This is a genomic window from Methylobacterium nodulans ORS 2060 (assembly GCF_000022085.1).
Lineage (GTDB): Bacteria > Pseudomonadota > Alphaproteobacteria > Rhizobiales > Beijerinckiaceae > Methylobacterium > Methylobacterium nodulans.
The window spans coordinates 1185578-1203699 of record NC_011894.1 but is presented as its reverse complement, the minus strand read 5'-3'; the positions used below and the strand labels follow the sequence as shown (position 1 = coordinate 1203699).

The window sequence follows — 18122 nt, the reverse complement described above, 5'->3', positions numbered from 1 at the left end:
GCGGCGGACGCTCCGGCGGTGGCGTAAGCCATCCGGCATGGCGCAGCCACCCGGAACAGCGCGGCGGGCGCGGCGTTGCTCGGGCAATCGACCACACCCAGGAGGATCCCGATGACCACCGTTGCACCGACCGTGGGTGACCGCTCCGACATGGGGAGCACCAGCACCAACGAGACCAGCACGCTGATCGCCAGCGACCGCGTCGAGGGCACCGCCGTGCGCCGCCCCGATGGCGACAGCCTCGGACGCATCGAGCGCCTGATGATCGAGAAGAAGTCCGGCCGCGTGGCCTATGCGGTGATGAGCTTCGGCGGCTTCCTGGGGCTCGGCGAGGGCTATTACACGGTTCCCTGGGGGGCGCTGCGCTTCAACCCGGAGCTGGACGCCTACGAGCTCGACCTCACCGAGGAGCAGCTCCGGAACGCGCCCCAGCGCACGGCCGAGGGGCAGGATCCGTCCTTCGACCGGGCCTGGGAGGAGCATGTGCACCGCTACTACAACGCGCATCCCTACTGGATGGCCTGAGCGCGGAGAGCCGCATCCGTTTCGGCCGGGACGGATGCGGCTCCAGACCTTATTCCTCCGCCGTCACGCGCTCCCTTGCGCCGAACCAGCCTCCACTTCGGCGGGGAGCGCTCTAGTGCGCCTCCGCCCAGCGGCAGACGGCGCTGTCCTTGACCTTCAGGCAGGAATAGGGCGTGCCGCCGATCGTCACGCGGTCGGCCACGCCCTCGATCCGATCGGCGGGCGTCATGGCGCAGCCGAGATGGTCCGCCTTCGGATCGGCGAACAGCGCCGCGATGGCGGCCGGATCGCCCCTGGTGTCCCGCATAAGGAGGCGCAGGTTGGCGAGCGCCCCGCAGCTGAGGACCGGCTCGGCGGTCCTGCGGAGGGCGGGCTTTCCCTTCTCGGCCGCCCGGGCTGAGGCGATGGCGAGCACGGCCGCGGCGAGCAGGCCCGCCCAGCGGAACGCGGCCGAGGAGGACGGGCGCGATCTCACACTCCCCCCATCGCGCGGATCACCGCCCATTCCGCCTCCGTCACCGGCTGCACCGAGAGCCGCGCGTTGTTCACCAGGACCATGTCCTTGAGCCGCGGCTCGGCCTTGATGGCGTCGAGCGTCACCGGGCGCGGCAGGCCCGTCACGGCCTTGATATCGACCATGCCGAAACGGCCGCTCTCGTCCGTGTGGTCCGGATAGTAGGTCCTGATCACCTCGACGATGCCGACGACCGCCTTGCCCTCGTTCGAATGATAGAAGAAGCCCTGCTCGCCGCGTTGCATCGCCTGCAGGTGCTTCTTGGCGAGGTGGTTGCGCACCCCGTTCCAGAACGTGCCGGCCTCGCCCGCCGCCACCTGCTGGTCCCAGGACCAGGTGGACGGCTCGGACTTGAAGAGCCAATGCGCCATCGCGGCCGATCTCCATGAGAATTCGTGAGCTTGGTTGAGCCTTACGCCACCGCCCGTTTGCAGAACGCGACGCTGTCGCGGTCGACCGGGTGGCCGGCCGCCGCGTCGGCCCCGATCACCGGCGCGCCCGGCACCGCCCGGCTCGCCTCCCGCAGCGGGAAGCACCATTGGATGAAGTCGTGCACGGCCTCGATGGGCAGAATCGGTCCCGTCATCGGCGTCAGCCATCCGCCAGGGGATGGAGGTCGCGCACCATGCTCTTCAGGCGCTCGTCGAGCACGTGGGTGTAGATCTGCGTCGTCGAGATGTCGGCGTGGCCGAGCAGCTCCTGCACGACGCGCAGATCCGCGCCGTTCTGCAGGAGGTGGCTCGCGAAGGCGTGCCGCAGCACGTGCGGGCTCACCCGGTCGGCGCGGATCCCGGCTGCTGCCGCCGCGAGCTTGAGGTCGCGCGCGAAGGCTTGGCGGGTGAGGTGCCCGCTCTCGCTGTCGGCCGGAAACAGCCAGGGGCCGGGCGCCGCCAGCATCGTCAGGTGCGCCGCCATGGCGGCCCGGGCGGCCTCGGTGAGCGGCACCAGCCGCTCGCGGCCGCCCTTGCCGCGCACCACCAGGTAGCGCTCCCTGGTGAGGGCCGCCGCCCGCGGCAGGGCCACGAGTTCCGAGACGCGCAGGCCCGTGGCGTAGAGCAGTTCGAGCAGGCAGAGCAGGCGCTGGGCGCGGGCCGCCTCGCTTAGGTTCGGCGCCTGCGCGACGGCCTCCTTGGCGACGGAGAGCAGCCGGTCGACCTCCGCCACGGAGAGCACCTTCGGCAGCGCCCGCCCGCGCTTGGGCCCCGAGACGGGCGCGGTCGGGTCGGTGGGGGCGTAGCCCTCGGCGTAGAGGAAGCGGTGGAAGCCGCGGATGCAGGACAGGCGGCGCGCCGCCGAGGAGGCCTTGAGGCCCCGCGCATCGAGATCCGCCATGTAGGCCCGGATCATCGGGGCCTCCACCGCGGCCGGATCGAGCCCCTCCGCCGCAAGGTGGGCGAGGTAGTCGTCGAGATCGCGCCGGTAGGCCGCCAGGGTATTGGCCGAGGCGCCCCGCTCGGCCGCCAGCATGTCCAGATAGGGCTGCATCAGCCCCGCGCGGGCTTGCGCGCCCCGGCTCATCGGTTGCCGGGCTGGAGCTTCGAGTTCGGGATCGTCACGGTGATCTCCCGGGGCGTCGGCTCGACGAAGGTCGCGAGCGCGAACATCGCCGCGAAGACGAGCCCGGCCAGGATCGCCACAATGGCCAGGAAACGGAAGAGGGTCGGCACGTCGGGCGGGCCTCGCAGGGTCGGGCGGTGGAAGCGCGGATGATACGTCTTTGCGGTTGCAACGCGGCTGGTTCGACCATGCACCCGCCCGCGTGGCAAGGGACGGGGTGGCGCGGTGCGACGGAAACGCGGCGGCTGTTGCGCGGGCGCCCGCGGCCCGCACTATCCCGCGTTTCCCGCCGCACGGAAAACAGGCTAAGAACGCCGGATGATTGACCCTTCTCCCCCGGACGAGACGATCGAGGCTCGCGTGCGGCGCGGACTCGGCCAGCGCTCGATCGTCCTCGTCGGGCTGATGGGCGCGGGCAAGAGCACGGTCGGCCGGCGGCTCGCCGGCCGCCTCGGCATGATCTTCATGGACGCCGACCACGAGATCGAGGCGGCGGCGGGCCTCACCATCGCGGATATCTTCGCGATCTACGGCGAGACCAGTTTTCGCGATGGCGAGGAGCGGGTGATCGCCCGCCTGCTCCGCGACGGCCCGATGGTGCTGGCGACGGGCGGCGGCGCCTTCATGCGCCCGGAGACGCGCCGCCGCATCGCGGAGCGCGGCGTCTCGGTCTGGCTGAAGGCCGAACTCGACGTGCTGATGCGGCGCGTGCGCAAGCGGCCGGGTCGTCCCCTCCTGCAGAACGAGGATCCCGAAGGAACCATGCGCCGTCTCATGGACGTCCGCCACCCGGTCTATGGCAGCGCCGACCTGATGGTGCTGTCCCGGGACGTCTCGCACGACCGGGTGGTGCAGGACGTGCTCGAAGCCCTCGACACCCATTTCGCCGACACGCCGAGCCGGAGCGTCGCCGCCCAATGAGCCCGCCCGAGACCGTCCATGTCCCGCTCGATGGCGGGCGCGCCTACGACATCCTGGTGGGCCGGGGCCTTCTGGCCGAGGTCGGCGCCCGCTGCGCCGCCCTGGGCGCCAGGGCGGTCGCGGTCGTGACCGACACCACGGTCGCGGGCCTCTACGGCGAGGCGGTGCGGGCCTCGCTCGAGGCTGCGGGCCTGCGTGCCGCCCTCGTCGCCGTGCCCCCCGGCGAGGGCTCGAAGAGCTACGCCACCTTCACGGAGGTCTGCGACGCACTCCTCGCCCACCGCATCGAGCGGCGCGACCTCGTGCTGGCGCTCGGCGGCGGCGTGGTCGGGGACCTTGCGGGCTTCGCCGCTTCGGTGCTGCGGCGCGGCGTGCGCTTCGTGCAGGCACCGACGACGCTGCTCGCCCAGGTCGATTCCTCGGTGGGGGGCAAGACCGGCATCAATTCCCCGCACGGCAAGAACCTGATCGGCGCCTTCCACCAGCCGAGCCTCGTCCTGGCCGACACGGCGGCCCTCGACACGCTCTCGGCCCGCGAGATGCGGGCGGGCTATGCGGAGGTGGCGAAGTACGGGCTCATCGACGACCCGGCCTTCTTCGCGTGGTGCGAGGCGAATTTCTCCGAGATCTTCTCCGGCGGCCCTGCGCGGGACCGGGCGGTGGCCTCCTGCTGCCGGGCCAAGGCCGGGGTGGTGGTGCGCGACGAGCGCGAGGACGGCGAGCGGGCGCTCCTCAATCTCGGCCACACCTTCGCGCATGCCCTGGAGCGGCTGACCCGCTACGAATCCGCGCGCCTCGTCCATGGCGAGGCGGTGGCGATCGGCCTTGCCCTCGCCTTCCGCTTCTCGGCCCGGCTCGGCCTGTGTCCCGGCCAGGATGCCGGCCGCGTGGCCAACCACCTCGCGCTCGCCGGCCTGCCGACGACGCTGCGGCAGGTCCCCGGCGGCTGCGGCGATGCCGACCAGCTCCTCGACGCCATGCGCCAGGACAAGAAGGTGCGCGACGGCGCCCTCACCTTCATCCTGGCGCGCGGGATCGGCCGGAGCTTCATCGCGCCCGGGATCGAGCCCGAGGCGGTGCGGGCGTTCCTGGCGGAGGAGCTGGGCTGAGCGCCCGTCATACGGTTTCCGATTGATTCCTTCCGAGACGAGTCCACTCGGGAGAGGGGTTCCCTGCGCGTCCTCGTCTCGGAACAGATCAACCGGAAGCCGTATCACATGTGCAGCGCGCGCTTCTCCACCGCGAGCGCCGCCTCCTTGACCGCCTCGGTCAGGGTCGGATGGGCGTGGCAGGTGCGGGCGATGTCCTCCGAGGACGCGCCGAACTCCATCGCCACCGCCACCTCCATGATCAGGTTGCCGGCATCCGCGCCCACGATGTGGACGCCGAGCACCCGGTCGGTCCCGGCATCCGCCAGCACCTTCACGAAGCCGTCCGTCGTCTGGTTGACCTTGGCGCGCCCGTTCGCCGTGAAGGGGAACTTGCCGGTCTTGTAGGCGATGCCGTCCTTCTTCAGCTCCTCCTCGGTCATGCCCACCGAGGCGACCTCCGGCGCGGTGTAGACCACGTTCGGGATCACGCCATAATTCACGTGGCCCGCCTTGCCAGCGAGGATCTCGGCCACCGCGACACCCTCGTCCTCGGCCTTGTGCGCCAGCATCGGCCCGGCGATGACGTCGCCGATCGCGTAGATGCCGGTGACGTTCGTGGCATAGAGGTTGTCGGTGAGGATGCGGCCCTTGTTGTCGAGCTGGACGCCGACGGTCTCAAGGCCGAGCCCGTTCGTGTAGGGCACCCGGCCGATGGCGACCAGCACCACGTCGGCCTCGAGCGTCTCGGCCGTGCCGCCGGAGGCCGGCTCCACCCTGACCTTGGCGCCCACATTCGTGCGCTCGACGCCCGTGACCTTGGAGGACAGGCGGAACTTGATGCCCTGCTTCTCCAGGATGCGCTGGAACTGCTTGCCGACCTCGCCGTCCATGCCGGGCAGGATGCGGTCGAGATACTCGACCACCATCACTTCCGACCCGAGGCGCCGCCAGACCGAGCCGAGTTCGAGCCCGATCACCCCCGCCCCGATGACCAGGAGCTTCTCGGGTACCTTGGTAAGGTCGAGGGCGCCCGTCGAGGACACCACCACCTCCTCGTCGATCGTCACGCCCGGCAGGTTCGCCACGTCCGAGCCCGTCGCGATGACGATGTTCCTGGTCTCGAGCAGGTGATTGCCGCCGTCCTCCAGGCGCACCTCGACCCGGCCCGCCCCCGCGAGCCGGCCGACGCCCTGAAAGCTCTCGACGCCGTTCTTCTTGAGCAGGAACGCCACGCCTTTGGTGTTGCCGTCGACGCCCTCCTGCTTGAAGGCCATCATCTGGGGCAAGTCGAGCTGCGGCTCGCCGACGCTGATGCCCATGACCGGCAGGTGCTTGGTCGTCTCCTCGAAGGCCTCGGAGGCGTGCAGCAGCGCCTTCGAGGGAATGCAGCCGACATTGAGGCAGGTGCCGCCGTGGGTGGCGCGCTTCTCCACCACGGCGGTCTTCAGGCCGAGCTGGGCGGCCCGGATAGCGCAGACATAGCCGCCCGGACCGGTGCCGATGACGACGAGATCGTAGGACATGGTCGAGAACCCGCGAGTTGGCCGGCGGCGCGGAGCGCCGGGCCGCCGGCAGCATGGAGAAGGGAGGGGAGTTCAGCGGCCGCCCGAGACCGTGACGATGGTGCCGGTCGTGTAGGAGGCCTCGTCCGAGAGGAGCCAGAGGATCGGGGCGGCGACTTCCTCCGCCGTGCCGACCCGCTTCATCGGCACCGACGGCCCGAGGCGGGCGAGCCGGTCCGGCTGCCCGCCGCTGGCATGGATCTCGGTCTCGATCAGCCCCGGCGCCACCGCGTTGACGCGGATGCCTTCGGCCGCGACCTCGAGCGCGAGACCGGTCGTGAAGCTGTCGATGGCGCCTTTCGAGGCCGCGTAGTCGACATACTGGTTCGGCGCGCCGAGCCGCGCGGCGACCGACGACAGATTGACGATTGCGCCCCCCTGCCCACCGTGCCTGGTCGACATCCGCCGCACCGCCTGCCCCGCGCACAGGAAGGAGCCGACGATGTTGGTCGTCATCATGCGGGTGAGGCGGGCCGCCTTCATCTCGTCGACGCGGGCCGCGACGTCGACGACGCCCGCATTGTTGACGAGACCGCCGAGCGGCCCGAGGCGGTCGGCCGCCGCGAACAGGGCGGCGACCTCGGCCTCGACCGCCACGTCGCTCTTCACCGCGAGCGCCTTGCCGCCGCCGGCCTCGATCTCCCGCACGACGGAATCCGCGGCTTCGCGGTTCGCCACGTAGGAGAGGCAGACGATCCAGCCGCGCTTGCCCGCGAGCAGCGACACCGCCCGCCCAATGCCGCGGCTGCCGCCGGTGACGACCAACACCTTGTTCATCACGCGCCGTCCTTCCCTGTCTCTCGCCCTGTCTCTTGCTCAGCTTTTTCGGCAAACCGCGGGATTCCCTCTCCTGTGCGGGAGAGGGGTTCCCCGCGCTGCCTGCTCTCACCGATCAGAGGTCGAGGACGAGGCGCGCCGGGTCCTCCAGGGCCTCCTTGACCCGCACCAGGAAGGTCACGGCCTCCTTCCCGTCCACGATCCGGTGATCGTAGGACAGGGCGAGGTACATCATCGGACGCGCCTCGATCTTGCCATTGCGCACGACCGGCCGCTCCTCGATGCGGTGCATGCCGAGGATGCCCGATTGCGGCGCGTTGAGGATCGGCGTCGACATCAGCGAGCCGTAGATGCCGCCATTGGTGATCGTGAAGGTGCCGCCCTGCATCTCGTCGATGGAGAGCTTGCCCTCGCGGGCCTTGCGGCCGAAATTGGCGATCGTCTTCTCGATGCCGGCGATCGACAGCATGTCGGCATCGCGCACCACCGGCACGACCAGGCCCTTATCGGTGCCGACCGCGATGCCGACGTGGTAGTAGTTCTTGTAGACGATGTCCTGGCCGTCGATCTCGGCGTTGACCGCCGGCACGTCCTTCAGGGCCTGGATCACCGCCTTGGTGAAGAAGCCCATGAAGCCGAGCTTCGTGCCGTGCTTCTTCTCGAAGACGTCCTTGTATTGCTGGCGCAGGGCCATGACCGCGCTCATGTCGACGTCGTTGAACGTCGTCAGCATAGCGGCGATGTTCTGCGCGTCCTTGAGCCGCCGGGCGATGGTCTGGCGCAGCTTGGTCATCCGCACGCGCTCCTCGCGCGCGGCATCGGCCGGCGCCGACGGCGCGCGGGCGATCTGGGGCAGCGGGGCCGGGGCCGGGGCGGGCGCCGGGGCGCCGGATGCGGCCGCCAGTATGTCGCCCTTGGTCACGCGGCCGTCCTTGCCGCTGCCCTGAAGCGTCGCGGGATCGACGCCGGTCTCCTGGGCGAGGCGGGCCACCGCCGGGCCATGGTCCCGGGACGGGCGGGCGCCCGCCGGGGCCGCCTCGCCATGGCTGCCATAGGAGGCCGAGGAGGTCTGGGCCGGCGCGTCGGGGGCGGCGGCGGGCTTCGCCGCGGGCTCGGCCGAGCCGTTCCCGGCCGCGGCGCCGCCCTCGACGATCGAGCCGAGCAGCGCGCCCGGCTCCACCGTCTCGCCGTCCTTGGCGACGATGTCGCCGAGCTTGCCGGCCGCGGGGGCGTTGACTTCGAGCGTCACCTTGTCGGTCTCGAGCTCGACCAGCGGCTCGTCGGCCTTCACGATGTCGCCGGGCTTCTTGAACCAGCGGCCGATCGTGGCCTCGTTCACGGACTCGCCCAGGGTCGGGACGCGGATTTCGGTGGCCATGGCATCGCGCCCCGGCGTGGGGCGCCTCCTCTCAATGAGCGGGAACGGGTTCTAAGGCCGCGGCGCGCCCGAGGCGGAGCTGCGGCATGGGATGGATCTCGTAGCGGAAGCCGAGACCGGCCGTGACGACCGGGTCGGCGTCGGTGAGGCTCCGCGCCTCGGCCTCGTCCGCGACGCAGAGGAGGCCGAGGCCCCAGGCTCCGGCGGGGTCGAGGACCGGCCCGAAGGCGAGCGCCTTCCCTTCCTCGGCAAAGCGCGTCCAGTGCGCCAGATGCGCCTGCATCACCTCCGCTTCCCGGGGCGTGATGTCCCCCGGGAAGCTCGCGCGCGGGGCGATCAGCCGGCAAAAGAAGAAGGCCATCAGGGTGCCCGTCAGACGGCCAGGGCCTCGTTGAGGAAGGCCTGGAGCTGCGCGAGGTGCTTCGACATCAGGCCCACGGCCGTCGAGGCCGAGGCCGGCCGGCCGACATAGCGCGGGCGCTTGGAGGGCGTGCCCGCCTGGTTGAGGACCCATTCGAGATAGGGCTCGACGAAGGTCCAGGCGCCCATGTTCTTGGGCTCCTCCTGGCACCAGATCACCTCCGCGTTGCGGAAGCGTGACACCTCTCCGGCCAGCGACTTCAGCGGGAACGGATAGAGCTGCTCGACGCGCAGGAGGTAGACGTCGTTGATGCCCCGCTTCTCGCGCTCCTCGTAGAGGTCGTAATAGACCTTGCCCGAGCAGAGCACGACGCGGCGGATCTTGTCGTCCTTGACGAGCTTGATGCCGTCTGCCGTCTTCTCGGCGTCGTCCCACAGCACGCGGTGGAAGCTCTCGCCCTCGGTGAGGTCGTCGAGCCGCGAGACCGCCCGCTTGTGGCGCAGGAGCGACTTCGGCGTCATCAGCACGAGCGGCTTGCGGAAGTCGCGCTTCAGCTGCCGGCGCAGGATGTGGAAGTAGTTCGAGGGCGTCGTGCAGTTGGCGACCTGCATGTTGTCCTCGGCGCAGAGCTGCAGGTAGCGCTCCAGGCGGGCGGAGGAATGCTCCGGCCCCTGGCCCTCGTAGCCGTGCGGCAGCAGCATCACGAGGCCGGACATGCGCAGCCACTTGCGCTCGCCGCTCGAGATGAACTGGTCGATGACCACCTGCGCGCCGTTGGCGAAGTCGCCGAACTGCGCCTCCCACAGCACCAGGGCGTTGGGCTCGGCGAGCGAGTAGCCGTACTCGAAGCCGAGCACCGCCTCTTCCGAGAGCATCGAGTTGATGACCTCGTAGCGGGCTTGGCTCCCGCGGATGTGGTTGAGGGGCGTGTAGCGCTCCTCGTTCTCCTGGTCGATCAGCACCGAGTGGCGCTGCGAGAAGGTGCCGCGCTCCACGTCCTGGCCCGAGAGCCGGACCCGGTGGTTCTCCACCAGCAGCGACCCGAAGGCGAGCGCCTCGGCGGTCGCCCAGTCGATTCCCTCGCCGGCCTCGATCGCCCTGGCGCGGTTGTCGAGGAAGCGCTGGATGGTGCGGTGCAGGTGGAAGTTCTGCGGCACCCTGGTGATCTGGCGGGCGATCTCCCGCAGGGTCGCGGCGGGCACGCCGGTGCGGCCGCGGCGCGGGTCGTCCTCGTCCTCGCGCACGGACTTGAGGCCCGACCAGCGGCCGTCGAGCCAGTCGGCCTTGTTGGCCTTGTAGGCGTTGGCGACGTCGAACTCGCTGTCGAGGGTGGTGCGGAACTCGGCCTTGCGCGCCTCCAGCTCCGCCTCCTTCACGGCCCCCGCCTCGATCAGGCGCTTGCCGTAGATCTCCAGCGTCGAGGGATGCTTGCGGATGATCTGGTACATCTTCGGCTGCGTGAAGGCCGGCTCGTCGCCCTCGTTGTGGCCGAAGCGCCGGTAGCAGAGCATGTCGATCACGACCGGCTTGTGGAACTTCTGCCGGTACTCGGTCGCCACCTTGGCGGCGAAGACGACCGCCTCCGGATCGTCGCCGTTGCAGTGGAAGATCGGCGCCTCGACCATCTTCGCCACGTCGGACGGGTAGGGCGAGGAGCGCGAGAAGCGCGGATCGGTGGTGAAGCCGATCTGGTTGTTGATGATGAAGTGGATCGAGCCGCCGGTGCGGTGGCCCTTCAGGCCCGACAGGCCGAGGCACTCCGCCACCACGCCCTGGCCCGCGAAGGCGGCGTCGCCGTGGATGAGCAGCGGCAGCACGGTGGTGCGCTGGTCGGGGGCGTCGTTGTGCTGGTCCTGCTTGGCCCGGACCTTCCCCAGCACCACCGGATCGACGATCTCCAGGTGCGAGGGGTTGGCGGTCAGCGACAGGTGCACGTCATTGCCGTCGAAGCTGCGGTCGCTCGACGCGCCGAGATGGTACTTCACGTCGCCCGAGCCCTCGACCTCCGCCGGCGAGGACGAGCCGCCCTTGAACTCGTGGAAGATCGCCCGGAAGGGCTTGCTCATCACGTTGGCGAGCACGTTCAGCCGGCCGCGATGGGCCATGCCGATCACGATCTCCTTCACGCCGAGCGCGCCGCCGCGCTTGATGATCTGCTCCAGCGCCGGGACCATCGCCTCCGAGCCGTCGAGGCCGAAGCGCTTGGTGCCCGTATACTTGAGATCGAGGAACTTCTCGAAGCCGTCCGCCTCGATGAGCTTGTTGAGGATCGCCCGCCGGCCCTGCTCGGTGAAGGAGATCTCCTTGTCCTTGCCCTCGATGCGCTCCTGGATCCAGGCCTTCTCCTCCGGATCCGAGATGTGCATGAACTCGACGCCGAGCGTCTGGCAATAGGTGCGCTTCAGGATGGCGACGATCTCGCGGATCGTCGCGAATTCGAGCCCGAGCACGTTGTCGAGGAAGATGGGCCGGTCCCAGTCGGCTTCCGAGAAGCCGTAATGCTGCGGGTGCAGTTCCTCGTGGTCGCTGCGGGGCTGGAGGCCCAGGGGGTCGAGCGTGGCGTGCAGGTGGCCGCGCATGCGGTAGGCGCGGATCAGCATGATCGCGCGCACCGAATCCTTGGTCGCCTGCTGCACGTCCGCGGGCGCGACCGGCGCCTTGCCCTCGGCGCGGGCCTTGATCTTCTCGCCGACCGCCTTCTCCAGGGTCGCCCAGTTGCCGTCGAGGGCCGAGACCAGCTCGCCATTGGCCGCCACCGGCCAGTTCGGCTTCGCCCAGGAGGCGCCTTCGGCGTTCTTGACGACGATCGCCTTGTCTTCCTTCAGGCCGGCGAAGAAGCTGCGCCACTCCGGATCGACCGTGTTCGGATCCTTCGTGTAGGCCGCGTAGAGCTCCTCGATATAGGCGGCGTTGCCGCCGTACAGGAACGAGGTGCCGAGAAGGGTTTCGTTCGCGTCCTGGCGTGCCATGGCGTCTGTCTACCCGCGGGTTCGGCTCGGTCGGGCTCCGGGGGGAGCGGGCGAGCAGCGTGTTCGGTCGGGGCCCCGATATGGGGCCGGGATCGGACCCCGCACAGGATTTGAGCCCTGCGCGGGGTGCATCCGGGGCTCAGCCCCGGAGGAGCTCGACGAGCGTCTTGCCGAGGCGGGCCGGCGAGGGCGAGACCCGGATGCCGGCGGCCTCCATGGCGGCGATCTTGTCCTCGGCGCCGCCCTTGCCGCCCGAGATGATCGCGCCCGCATGGCCCATGCGGCGGCCGGGTGGGGCGGTGCGGCCGGCGATGAAGCCGACCATCGGCTTCTTGCGGCCGCGCTTGGCCTCGTCGGCGATGAACTGCGCCGCGTCCTCCTCGGCCGAGCCGCCGATCTCGCCGATCATCACGATCGACTCGGTCTTCTCGTCGGCCAGGAACTTCTCCAGCATGTCGATGAACTCGGTGCCCTTGACCGGGTCGCCGCCGATGCCGACGGCGGTCGTCTGGCCGAGGCCCGCGCTGGTGGTCTGGAACACCGCCTCGTAGGTGAGCGTGCCGGAGCGCGACACGATCCCGACCGAGCCGGGCTTGAAGATGTTGGCCGGCATGATGCCGATCTTCGACTCGCCCGCCGTGACGATGCCGGGGCAGTTCGGGCCGACGAGGCGCGACTTCGACCCGTCGAGGGCGCGCTTCACCTTCACCATGTCGAGCACCGGAATGCCTTCGGTGATGCAGACGATCAGCGGGATTTCGGCCTGGATCGCCTCGCAGATCGCGTCCGCGGCGCCCGGCGGCGGCACGTAGACGACGGAGGCATCGGCGCCGGTGGCCTCGCGGGCTTCCGCCACCGTGTCGAAGACGGGCAGGCCCAGATGGGTCGAGCCGCCTTTGCCGGGGCTGGTGCCGCCGACCATCTTGGTGCCGTAGGCGATCGCCTGCTCGGAGTGGAAGGTGCCGTTCTTGCCGGTGAAGCCCTGGCAGATCACCTTGGTGTTCTTGTCGATCAGGATGGACACGGGAGTGAACTCCGGGTGCGTTCGGTTCGGGAGGACGGCTCAGCGCTGGCGCACGGCCGCGACGATCTTCTGCGCGGCGTCGTCGAGATCGTCCGCCGGGATCACGTTGAGGCCCGACGAGCGGATGATCTCCTTGCCCTTCTCCACGTTCGTGCCTTCGAGGCGCACCACCAGGGGCACCTGCAGGCCGACCGCCCTCACCGCCGCGATCACGCCGTTGGCGATCACGTCGCACTTCATGATCCCGCCGAAGATGTTGACGAGGATGCCCTTCACGTTCGGGTCGGCGGTGATGATCTTGAAGGCTGCCGTCACCTTCTCCTCGGAGGCGCCGCCGCCGACATCGAGGAAGTTCGCCGGCTCCTCGCCGTAGAGCTTGATGATGTCGAGGGTGGCCATGGCCAGGCCCGCCCCGTTCACCATGCAGCCGATGGTGCCCTCGAGCGCGATATAGGCCAGGTCGTACTTCGAGGCCTCGATCTCCTTCTCGTCCTCCTCGGTCGTGTCGCGCAGCTGCACGATCTCGGGATGGCGATAGAGGCTGTTCGAGTCGAAGGAGATCTTGGCGTCCAGGCACTTGAGGTGCCCGTCCTTGGTCACGATGAGCGGGTTGATCTCCAGCATGCTCATGTCCTTGGCGACGAACGCCCGGTAGAGCCTGGCGGTGAGATCCTCCGCCTCCTTGGCGAGCGGGCCGGCGAGCCGGAGCGCCTTGGCGACCGCGCGGCCGTGATGGGGCATGATGCCGGTGGCGGGATCGACCGAGAAGGTCACGATCTTCTCGGGCGTGTCGTGGGCGACCTGCTCGATATCCATGCCGCCCTCGGTCGAGACCACGAAGGCCACCCGCCCGGTCTCGCGGTCGACCAGCATCGAGAGGTAGAACTCCGTCTCGATGTCGGAGCCCTCCTCGATGTAGAGGCGGTTGACCTGCTTGCCGGCCTCGCCGGTCTGCACCGTCACGAGGGTGCGCCCGAGCATCTGCTCGGCGAAGGTCTTCACCTCCTCGACCGACTTGGCGAGGCGCACGCCGCCCTTCTCGCCGGCCTCGGGCTCCTTGAACTTGCCCTTGCCGCGCCCGCCGGCATGGATCTGGGACTTCACCACCCAGAGCGGCCCGCCGAGTTCGCGGGCGGCGGCCTCGGCCTCCGCGGCCTTGAAGATGGCCTTGCCGTTCGAGACGGGCAGACCGAATTCCCTCAGCACCGCCTTGGCTTGGTATTCGTGGATGTTCATGGGCGTTCCCGGATTGGGCGAGTGGCGTGTGGCGAAAATGGCGGATGGGAGCGCCGCGAGGCGGGCGGCCGGGGCTCGGGGCCCCGTCCGCCACTCCCCCGAATGCGCCCGGCGCGCCTTTTTCAGGCGAGCGCCGCGTTGATTCCCTTGCAGGCCTCGACGAGGCCCTTCACCGAATTGACCGACTTGTCGAACATCGCCTTCTCCTCGGCCGAGAACGCGACCTCGACGATGCGCTCGACGCCGTTCTCCCCGATCACGATCGGCACGCCGATGAACAGGCCGTCGACGCCGTACTGGCCGGTGAGGTAGGCCGCGCAGGGCAGCACCCGCTTCTTGTCCTTCAGGTAGCTCTCGGCCATGGCGATGGCGGAGGCCGCCGGCGCGTAGAAGGCCGAGCCGGTCTTGAGCAGGTTGACGATCTCGCCGCCCCCTTTACGGGTGCGCTCGACCATGGCGTCGAGCTTTTCCTGGGTGGTCCAGCCCATCTTGACGAGGTCGGGGAGCGGGATGCCGGCCACCGTCGAGTAGCGCACGAGCGGCACCATGTCGTCGCCGTGGCCGCCGAGCACGAAGGCGGTGACGTCCTCGACCGAGACGCTGAACTCCTCCGCCAGGAAGTGGCGGAAGCGGGCCGAGTCGAGCACGCCGGCCATGCCGACGATCTTCTTCGGGTCGAGACCGGAGAACTTCTGCAGCGCCCAGACCATGGCGTCGAGCGGGTTGGTGATGCAGATCACGAAGGCGTTCGGGGCATGGGTCTTGATGCCGGTGCCGACCGCTTCCATCACCTTCAGGTTGATGCCGATCAGGTCGTCGCGGCTCATCCCGGGCTTGCGCGGCACGCCGGCCGTCACGATCACCACGTCGGCGCCCGCGATGGCGCTGTAGTCGCTGGCGCCGCTGTACTTGGCGTCGAAGCCGTCGACCGGAGCGGATTCGGCGATGTCGAGGCCCTTGCCCTGCGGCACGCCGTCGGCGATGTCGAACAGCACGACGTCGCCGAGTTCCTTGAGACCGGCGAGGTGCGCGAGGGTGCCACCGATCTGTCCGGCGCCGATCAGCGCGATCTTCTTGCGTGCCATGTGAGAACCGATCCTTCGGTGAGGTGGAACCGTCAGGGGCCGGGGTCCGCCTCGCGAGGAGCCCCGCGCCGGCGCGGCTTGTTTGGCCGAAAAGGCAATGGCGGACAACCCGAGCCGGCCATCGGGCGCAGGAATCGGGCCGTCCGGGCGAGGCGCGGGGCGCGCAGGCGTCGCAATTTCGCGTTTTCCGGCAGCGGCTTAGCCGGACGCTCCAGGTTGGTTACATCGCTGCCGGAATGTCATTCCGTTCAGAGCGCGCCCGTGCGCAGGACCCGCAGGATGGCCCGGATGACGGCGCCGAACCGGGCCTCGATCAGGTCGCGCGGCACTTCGGCGTCGAGCTGGATCGAGGCCGGATGGGTGAAGCGGTGGCTGGCATCGAAGATGAAGGCGAGGGCGCGCTCGCGGTCGCGCAGCAGGAAGGCGCCGGCATTGATGCCCTCCTCGACCACGCGTTCGACGAGGAGGCGCAGCCGCCCGCGGTGGCGGCGGGCGATGGGCCGGGACTCGACGGTGGCGTCGCGATGCACGGCGAAGAGGTGCGGATCCTGGACCAGCACCTCGCGCTGCAGGGTCGACAGGGCGAGGAGCAGGCGCTCCAGCTTGTCGTCGGCCGGATCGGGGGCGTCCGCGATGGCGGCGAGCTCCGTCTCGACCTCGCGCAGCCAACGCCCGGCGACCGCGTCGACGAGGGCGGTCTTCGAGGGGAAGTAGCGGTAGACGTTGGCGTGCGTCATCCCGGCTTCGGCCGCGACGCCCACCACCGTCACCTGCCGGTGGCCGAGGCGGCGCAGATGCTCGGTGGCGATGGCAAGGAGCCGCGCATCGGCGGAAGGCGGGGTCGAGCGGGCCCGAACGGCCGGGCCGACGAGGAGCTGGCCGTCGGGCGAGAGGCGCGCGGCGCCGGCCCGGTTGCGTCCGCTGCGCGGGGGATCGGTCTCGTCGCGGGGGTCGGCACCGGGGCGAGTGCGAGGCATGCGGAAGCTGTCGAACTCGGGACGGAGAGGAATTGCGCGACGGCCCGCTCCTTGCCGCACCCGAGGTTAGCCGGGAGACCGCTGGGCGGGAAGCCCTCCGGCAGAGATGCGGGGCCGCGCGGATTCCTGCCGTGCCGGGTGCCTCAGGTCTCCACGAGACCCTCGCTGCTCCCCGACGCCTCCGAATCCGGCCGGCCGTGCGGCAGGGCGAGGTATTCCTCCGAGCGCATCTCGATGAGGCGCGAGACCGTGCGCTCGAACTCGAAAGCCTCCCGACCCGTATCGGCCCGGTAGAGGCCGCAGGCCTCGGCGGCGGCGGAGGCGAGGAGCTTGGTGCGGGTGTCGTAGAGCGCGTCGACCAGGGTGATGAAGCGCTTGGCCTCGTTGCGCTGGGCGAGATCCATGACCGGGATCGCCTCCACGATCAGGGTGTGGAAGCGCTCGGCCAGGGCGAGGTAGTCCGAGGCGCCGAGCGGCCGGGCGCAGAGATCCGCGAAGGTGAAGCGGGCGACGCCGCCCGCGGCCTCGGGGATGAAGACGTCGTGACCCCTCACGGCGATGGTCGCCGGGCTGCCCTCGCTGCGGCCCGTGAGGGCCCGGAAGGCCCGCGTCAGCGCCGCGGCGGCGTCGTCGTCCGCCGGGACGTGGTAGACGGGCGAGCCCCCGAGCTTCTCCAGCCGGAAATCCGTGCGCGAATCGAGCCGCACCACCGCGACCCGCTGCTTGAGCAGCCCGATGAAGGGCAGGAACAGGGCCCGGTTGAGGCCGCCCTCGTAGAGCCGGTCGGGCTCGACGTTCGAGGTCGCCACTACGACGACGCCCTGGCCGAACAGGGCCGTGAACAGGCGCCCGAGGATCATGGCGTCGGCGATGTCGGTGACCGTGAACTCGTCGAAGCAGAGGAGCCGCGCCTCCTCGGCGAGCGCCTCGGCCACCGGGGCGATCGGGTCGTCGCCCTTGGCGCGCCCCGCCTTCACGGCCTGCCGGTGGGCGTGGATGCGGTCGTGCACGTCGGCCATGAAGGCGTGGAAGTGCACGCGGCGCTTCGGCCCGGGCGCCGCCTCGTGGAAGAGGTCCATCAGCATCGTCTTGCCGCGGCCGACGAGCCCCCAGATGTAGAGGCCCCTCGGTCCGGGCGCCGGCTCCGGCCGGCGTCCGAACAGGCGCCCGAGCGGGCCGGGCTTGGCCGGGGTGGGAGCCTGGTCCAGCGCCGAGACCAGGGCGTCGAGATGCCGGACGAGATGCTGCTGGGCGGGATCGCGCTCGATGGCGCCCTCCGCGACGAGCGCATCGTATCGGGCGGCCACGGGGCCGGAGGAAGCGGTGCAGTGCGTCACGCCGCCCCGCTTAGACTGCCCGCCCGGCCGGCGCAATGCGGTGATTTCAAGGCGCAACCATGCGCGGGCGGCAGGGCGGATGCGAAGCCCCGCGGCGGAACGGCGCCGCCGTTGCTGCATTGCACCATGCCGGCCGGGAAGACCTGCGGCCGGGGGAGGATGATGCCCGGGGACGGCGCACCCGCATGATCCTGGAGTTTCGAGACATGACCCATCACGATGCCGGCCCGGTCCGGATCCGCCGCCTCTGGCCGAGCGACCGTGCGGCGGTCGAGGCGCATTTCGCCCGCCTCGACCGGGAGACCCGGTTCAACCGCTTCATGGGGGCGGTGAGCCCCGAGGGCGCGCGGGCCTACGGCGCTGCGGCGCTCGGCCGCGCCGGCCTCGTCTACGGCGCCTTCGTGGGCGGCGAGCTGCGGGGGGTCGGCGAAATCCGCCCGGCCGGGTCCGGGGGACTCGGCCCCGAGGGGGAGGCGGCTCTCACCGTGGAGGCGGCCTACCGGCGGCGGGGCATCGGCACGGCCCTCGCGCGGCGTCTGTGCGCGGCCGCACGGCACGCGAGGGTGGAGCGGCTCCATCTGCGCACGCTAGCGGGCAATCGCGCCCTCTTGGCCCTCGCGCGCCGGCTCGGGGCGGAGCTCGCGGTCGCGGGCCACGAGGCCCACGCGCTCCTCAGGGTCGCACCGCCGACCCCCTTGTCGGCCTGGGCCGAATACCTCGATGGAATCGTCGAGGTGGTGCTCGCCGCCGTCGAGGCCCGGCCGGCCCGCGCCTGAGGCGCGCCACCTTGTCACGACACACGAATGAG

Annotated in this window: 19 protein-coding genes; 4 read left to right on the top strand and 15 right to left on the bottom strand. The window is 70.3% G+C overall.

Annotation, left to right across the window (positions count from 1 at the left end):
- The first annotated feature begins 150 nt into the window (after nt 1-150).
- Nucleotides 151-525, top strand: coding sequence for a PRC-barrel domain-containing protein (locus MNOD_RS05495; protein ID WP_043750489.1), 375 nt, complete (start codon nt 151-153; stop codon nt 523-525).
- A gap of 112 nt (nt 526-637) precedes the next feature.
- Here the strand turns inward: MNOD_RS05495 and MNOD_RS05490 are convergent, their stop codons facing one another.
- From MNOD_RS05490 to MNOD_RS05475, 5 genes are read right to left on the bottom strand one after another with little or no spacing between them, the layout of a single operon-like run.
- Entirely contained in the window at nt 638-1000 is a 363-nt protein-coding gene (locus MNOD_RS05490) for a hypothetical protein (RefSeq protein WP_015927841.1), read from the bottom strand.
- Entirely contained in the window at nt 997-1410 is a 414-nt protein-coding gene (locus MNOD_RS05485) for an EVE domain-containing protein (RefSeq protein WP_015927840.1), read from the bottom strand. Before MNOD_RS05485 ends, MNOD_RS05490 begins: the two co-directional genes overlap by 4 nt.
- A gap of 41 nt (nt 1411-1451) precedes the next feature.
- Nucleotides 1452-1625 carry a hypothetical protein gene (locus MNOD_RS46165; protein ID WP_015927839.1) on the bottom strand — a complete coding sequence of 58 codons (174 nt, stop codon included), beginning with the start codon at nt 1623-1625 and terminating at the stop codon, nt 1452-1454.
- 5 nt (nt 1626-1630) lie between these two features.
- Complete coding sequence (locus tag MNOD_RS05480) at nt 1631-2557, bottom strand: site-specific tyrosine recombinase XerD (protein ID WP_015927838.1); 927 nt, start codon at nt 2555-2557, stop codon at nt 1631-1633.
- Nucleotides 2554-2706 carry a hypothetical protein gene (locus MNOD_RS05475; protein ID WP_015927837.1) on the bottom strand — a complete coding sequence of 51 codons (153 nt, stop codon included), beginning with the start codon at nt 2704-2706 and terminating at the stop codon, nt 2554-2556. Before MNOD_RS05475 ends, MNOD_RS05480 begins: the two co-directional genes overlap by 4 nt.
- 208 nt (nt 2707-2914) lie before the next feature.
- On the opposite strand from MNOD_RS05475, the gene MNOD_RS05470 reads away from it, so the two are divergent.
- Nucleotides 2915-3517 carry a shikimate kinase gene (locus tag MNOD_RS05470; protein WP_015927836.1) on the top strand — a complete coding sequence of 201 codons (603 nt, stop codon included), beginning with the start codon at nt 2915-2917 and terminating at the stop codon, nt 3515-3517.
- Complete coding sequence (gene aroB / locus MNOD_RS05465; protein ID WP_015927835.1) at nt 3514-4626, top strand: 3-dehydroquinate synthase; 1113 nt, start codon at nt 3514-3516, stop codon at nt 4624-4626. Before MNOD_RS05470 ends, aroB begins: the two co-directional genes overlap by 4 nt.
- A 104-nt stretch (nt 4627-4730) precedes the next feature.
- Here the strand turns inward: aroB and lpdA are convergent, their stop codons facing one another.
- The 10 genes from lpdA to zapE form a co-directional block, all read right to left on the bottom strand.
- On the bottom strand, nt 4731-6131 hold the full coding sequence (gene lpdA / locus MNOD_RS05460) for a dihydrolipoyl dehydrogenase (protein WP_015927834.1): 1401 nt from the start codon (nt 6129-6131) through the stop codon (nt 4731-4733).
- Nucleotides 6132-6203: 72 nt separating this feature from the next.
- Nucleotides 6204-6947: an SDR family oxidoreductase gene (locus MNOD_RS05455; protein ID WP_015927833.1), complete on the bottom strand. Its 744-nt coding sequence runs from the start codon at nt 6945-6947 to the stop codon at nt 6204-6206.
- Nucleotides 6948-7062: 115 nt separating this feature from the next.
- Nucleotides 7063-8325 carry a 2-oxoglutarate dehydrogenase complex dihydrolipoyllysine-residue succinyltransferase gene (gene odhB, locus MNOD_RS05450; protein ID WP_015927832.1) on the bottom strand — a complete coding sequence of 421 codons (1263 nt, stop codon included), beginning with the start codon at nt 8323-8325 and terminating at the stop codon, nt 7063-7065.
- Between the two features lie 31 nt (nt 8326-8356).
- Nucleotides 8357-8686 (bottom strand): YciI family protein, encoded by a 330-nt coding sequence (locus MNOD_RS05445; protein ID WP_015927831.1) that lies wholly within the window; start codon nt 8684-8686, stop codon nt 8357-8359.
- Nucleotides 8687-8697: 11 nt separating this feature from the next.
- Complete coding sequence (locus tag MNOD_RS05440; protein ID WP_015927830.1) at nt 8698-11655, bottom strand: 2-oxoglutarate dehydrogenase E1 component; 2958 nt, start codon at nt 11653-11655, stop codon at nt 8698-8700.
- A gap of 139 nt (nt 11656-11794) precedes the next feature.
- Nucleotides 11795-12679 carry a succinate--CoA ligase subunit alpha gene (sucD, locus tag MNOD_RS05435; protein WP_015927829.1) on the bottom strand — a complete coding sequence of 295 codons (885 nt, stop codon included), beginning with the start codon at nt 12677-12679 and terminating at the stop codon, nt 11795-11797.
- 39 nt (nt 12680-12718) lie between these two features.
- A complete protein-coding gene (sucC, locus tag MNOD_RS05430; RefSeq protein ID WP_015927828.1) occupies nt 12719-13915 on the bottom strand; it encodes an ADP-forming succinate--CoA ligase subunit beta in 1197 nt (398 codons plus the stop codon).
- Nucleotides 13916-14037: 122 nt separating this feature from the next.
- Entirely contained in the window at nt 14038-15000 is a 963-nt protein-coding gene (mdh, locus tag MNOD_RS05425) for a malate dehydrogenase (RefSeq protein WP_015927827.1), read from the bottom strand.
- Nucleotides 15001-15248: 248 nt separating this feature from the next.
- Nucleotides 15249-15977 carry a TetR/AcrR family transcriptional regulator gene (locus MNOD_RS05420; RefSeq protein WP_015927826.1) on the bottom strand — a complete coding sequence of 243 codons (729 nt, stop codon included), beginning with the start codon at nt 15975-15977 and terminating at the stop codon, nt 15249-15251.
- A 143-nt stretch (nt 15978-16120) separates the two neighbouring features.
- Entirely contained in the window at nt 16121-17314 is a 1194-nt protein-coding gene (gene zapE / locus MNOD_RS05415; RefSeq protein WP_043750486.1) for a cell division protein ZapE, read from the bottom strand.
- Nucleotides 17315-17520: 206 nt separating this feature from the next.
- Here zapE and MNOD_RS05410 point away from each other — a divergent pair, with 206 nt between their 5' ends.
- Nucleotides 17521-18090, top strand: coding sequence for a GNAT family N-acetyltransferase (locus MNOD_RS05410; protein ID WP_015927824.1), 570 nt, complete (start codon nt 17521-17523; stop codon nt 18088-18090).
- Nucleotides 18091-18122: the final 32 nt, after the last annotated feature.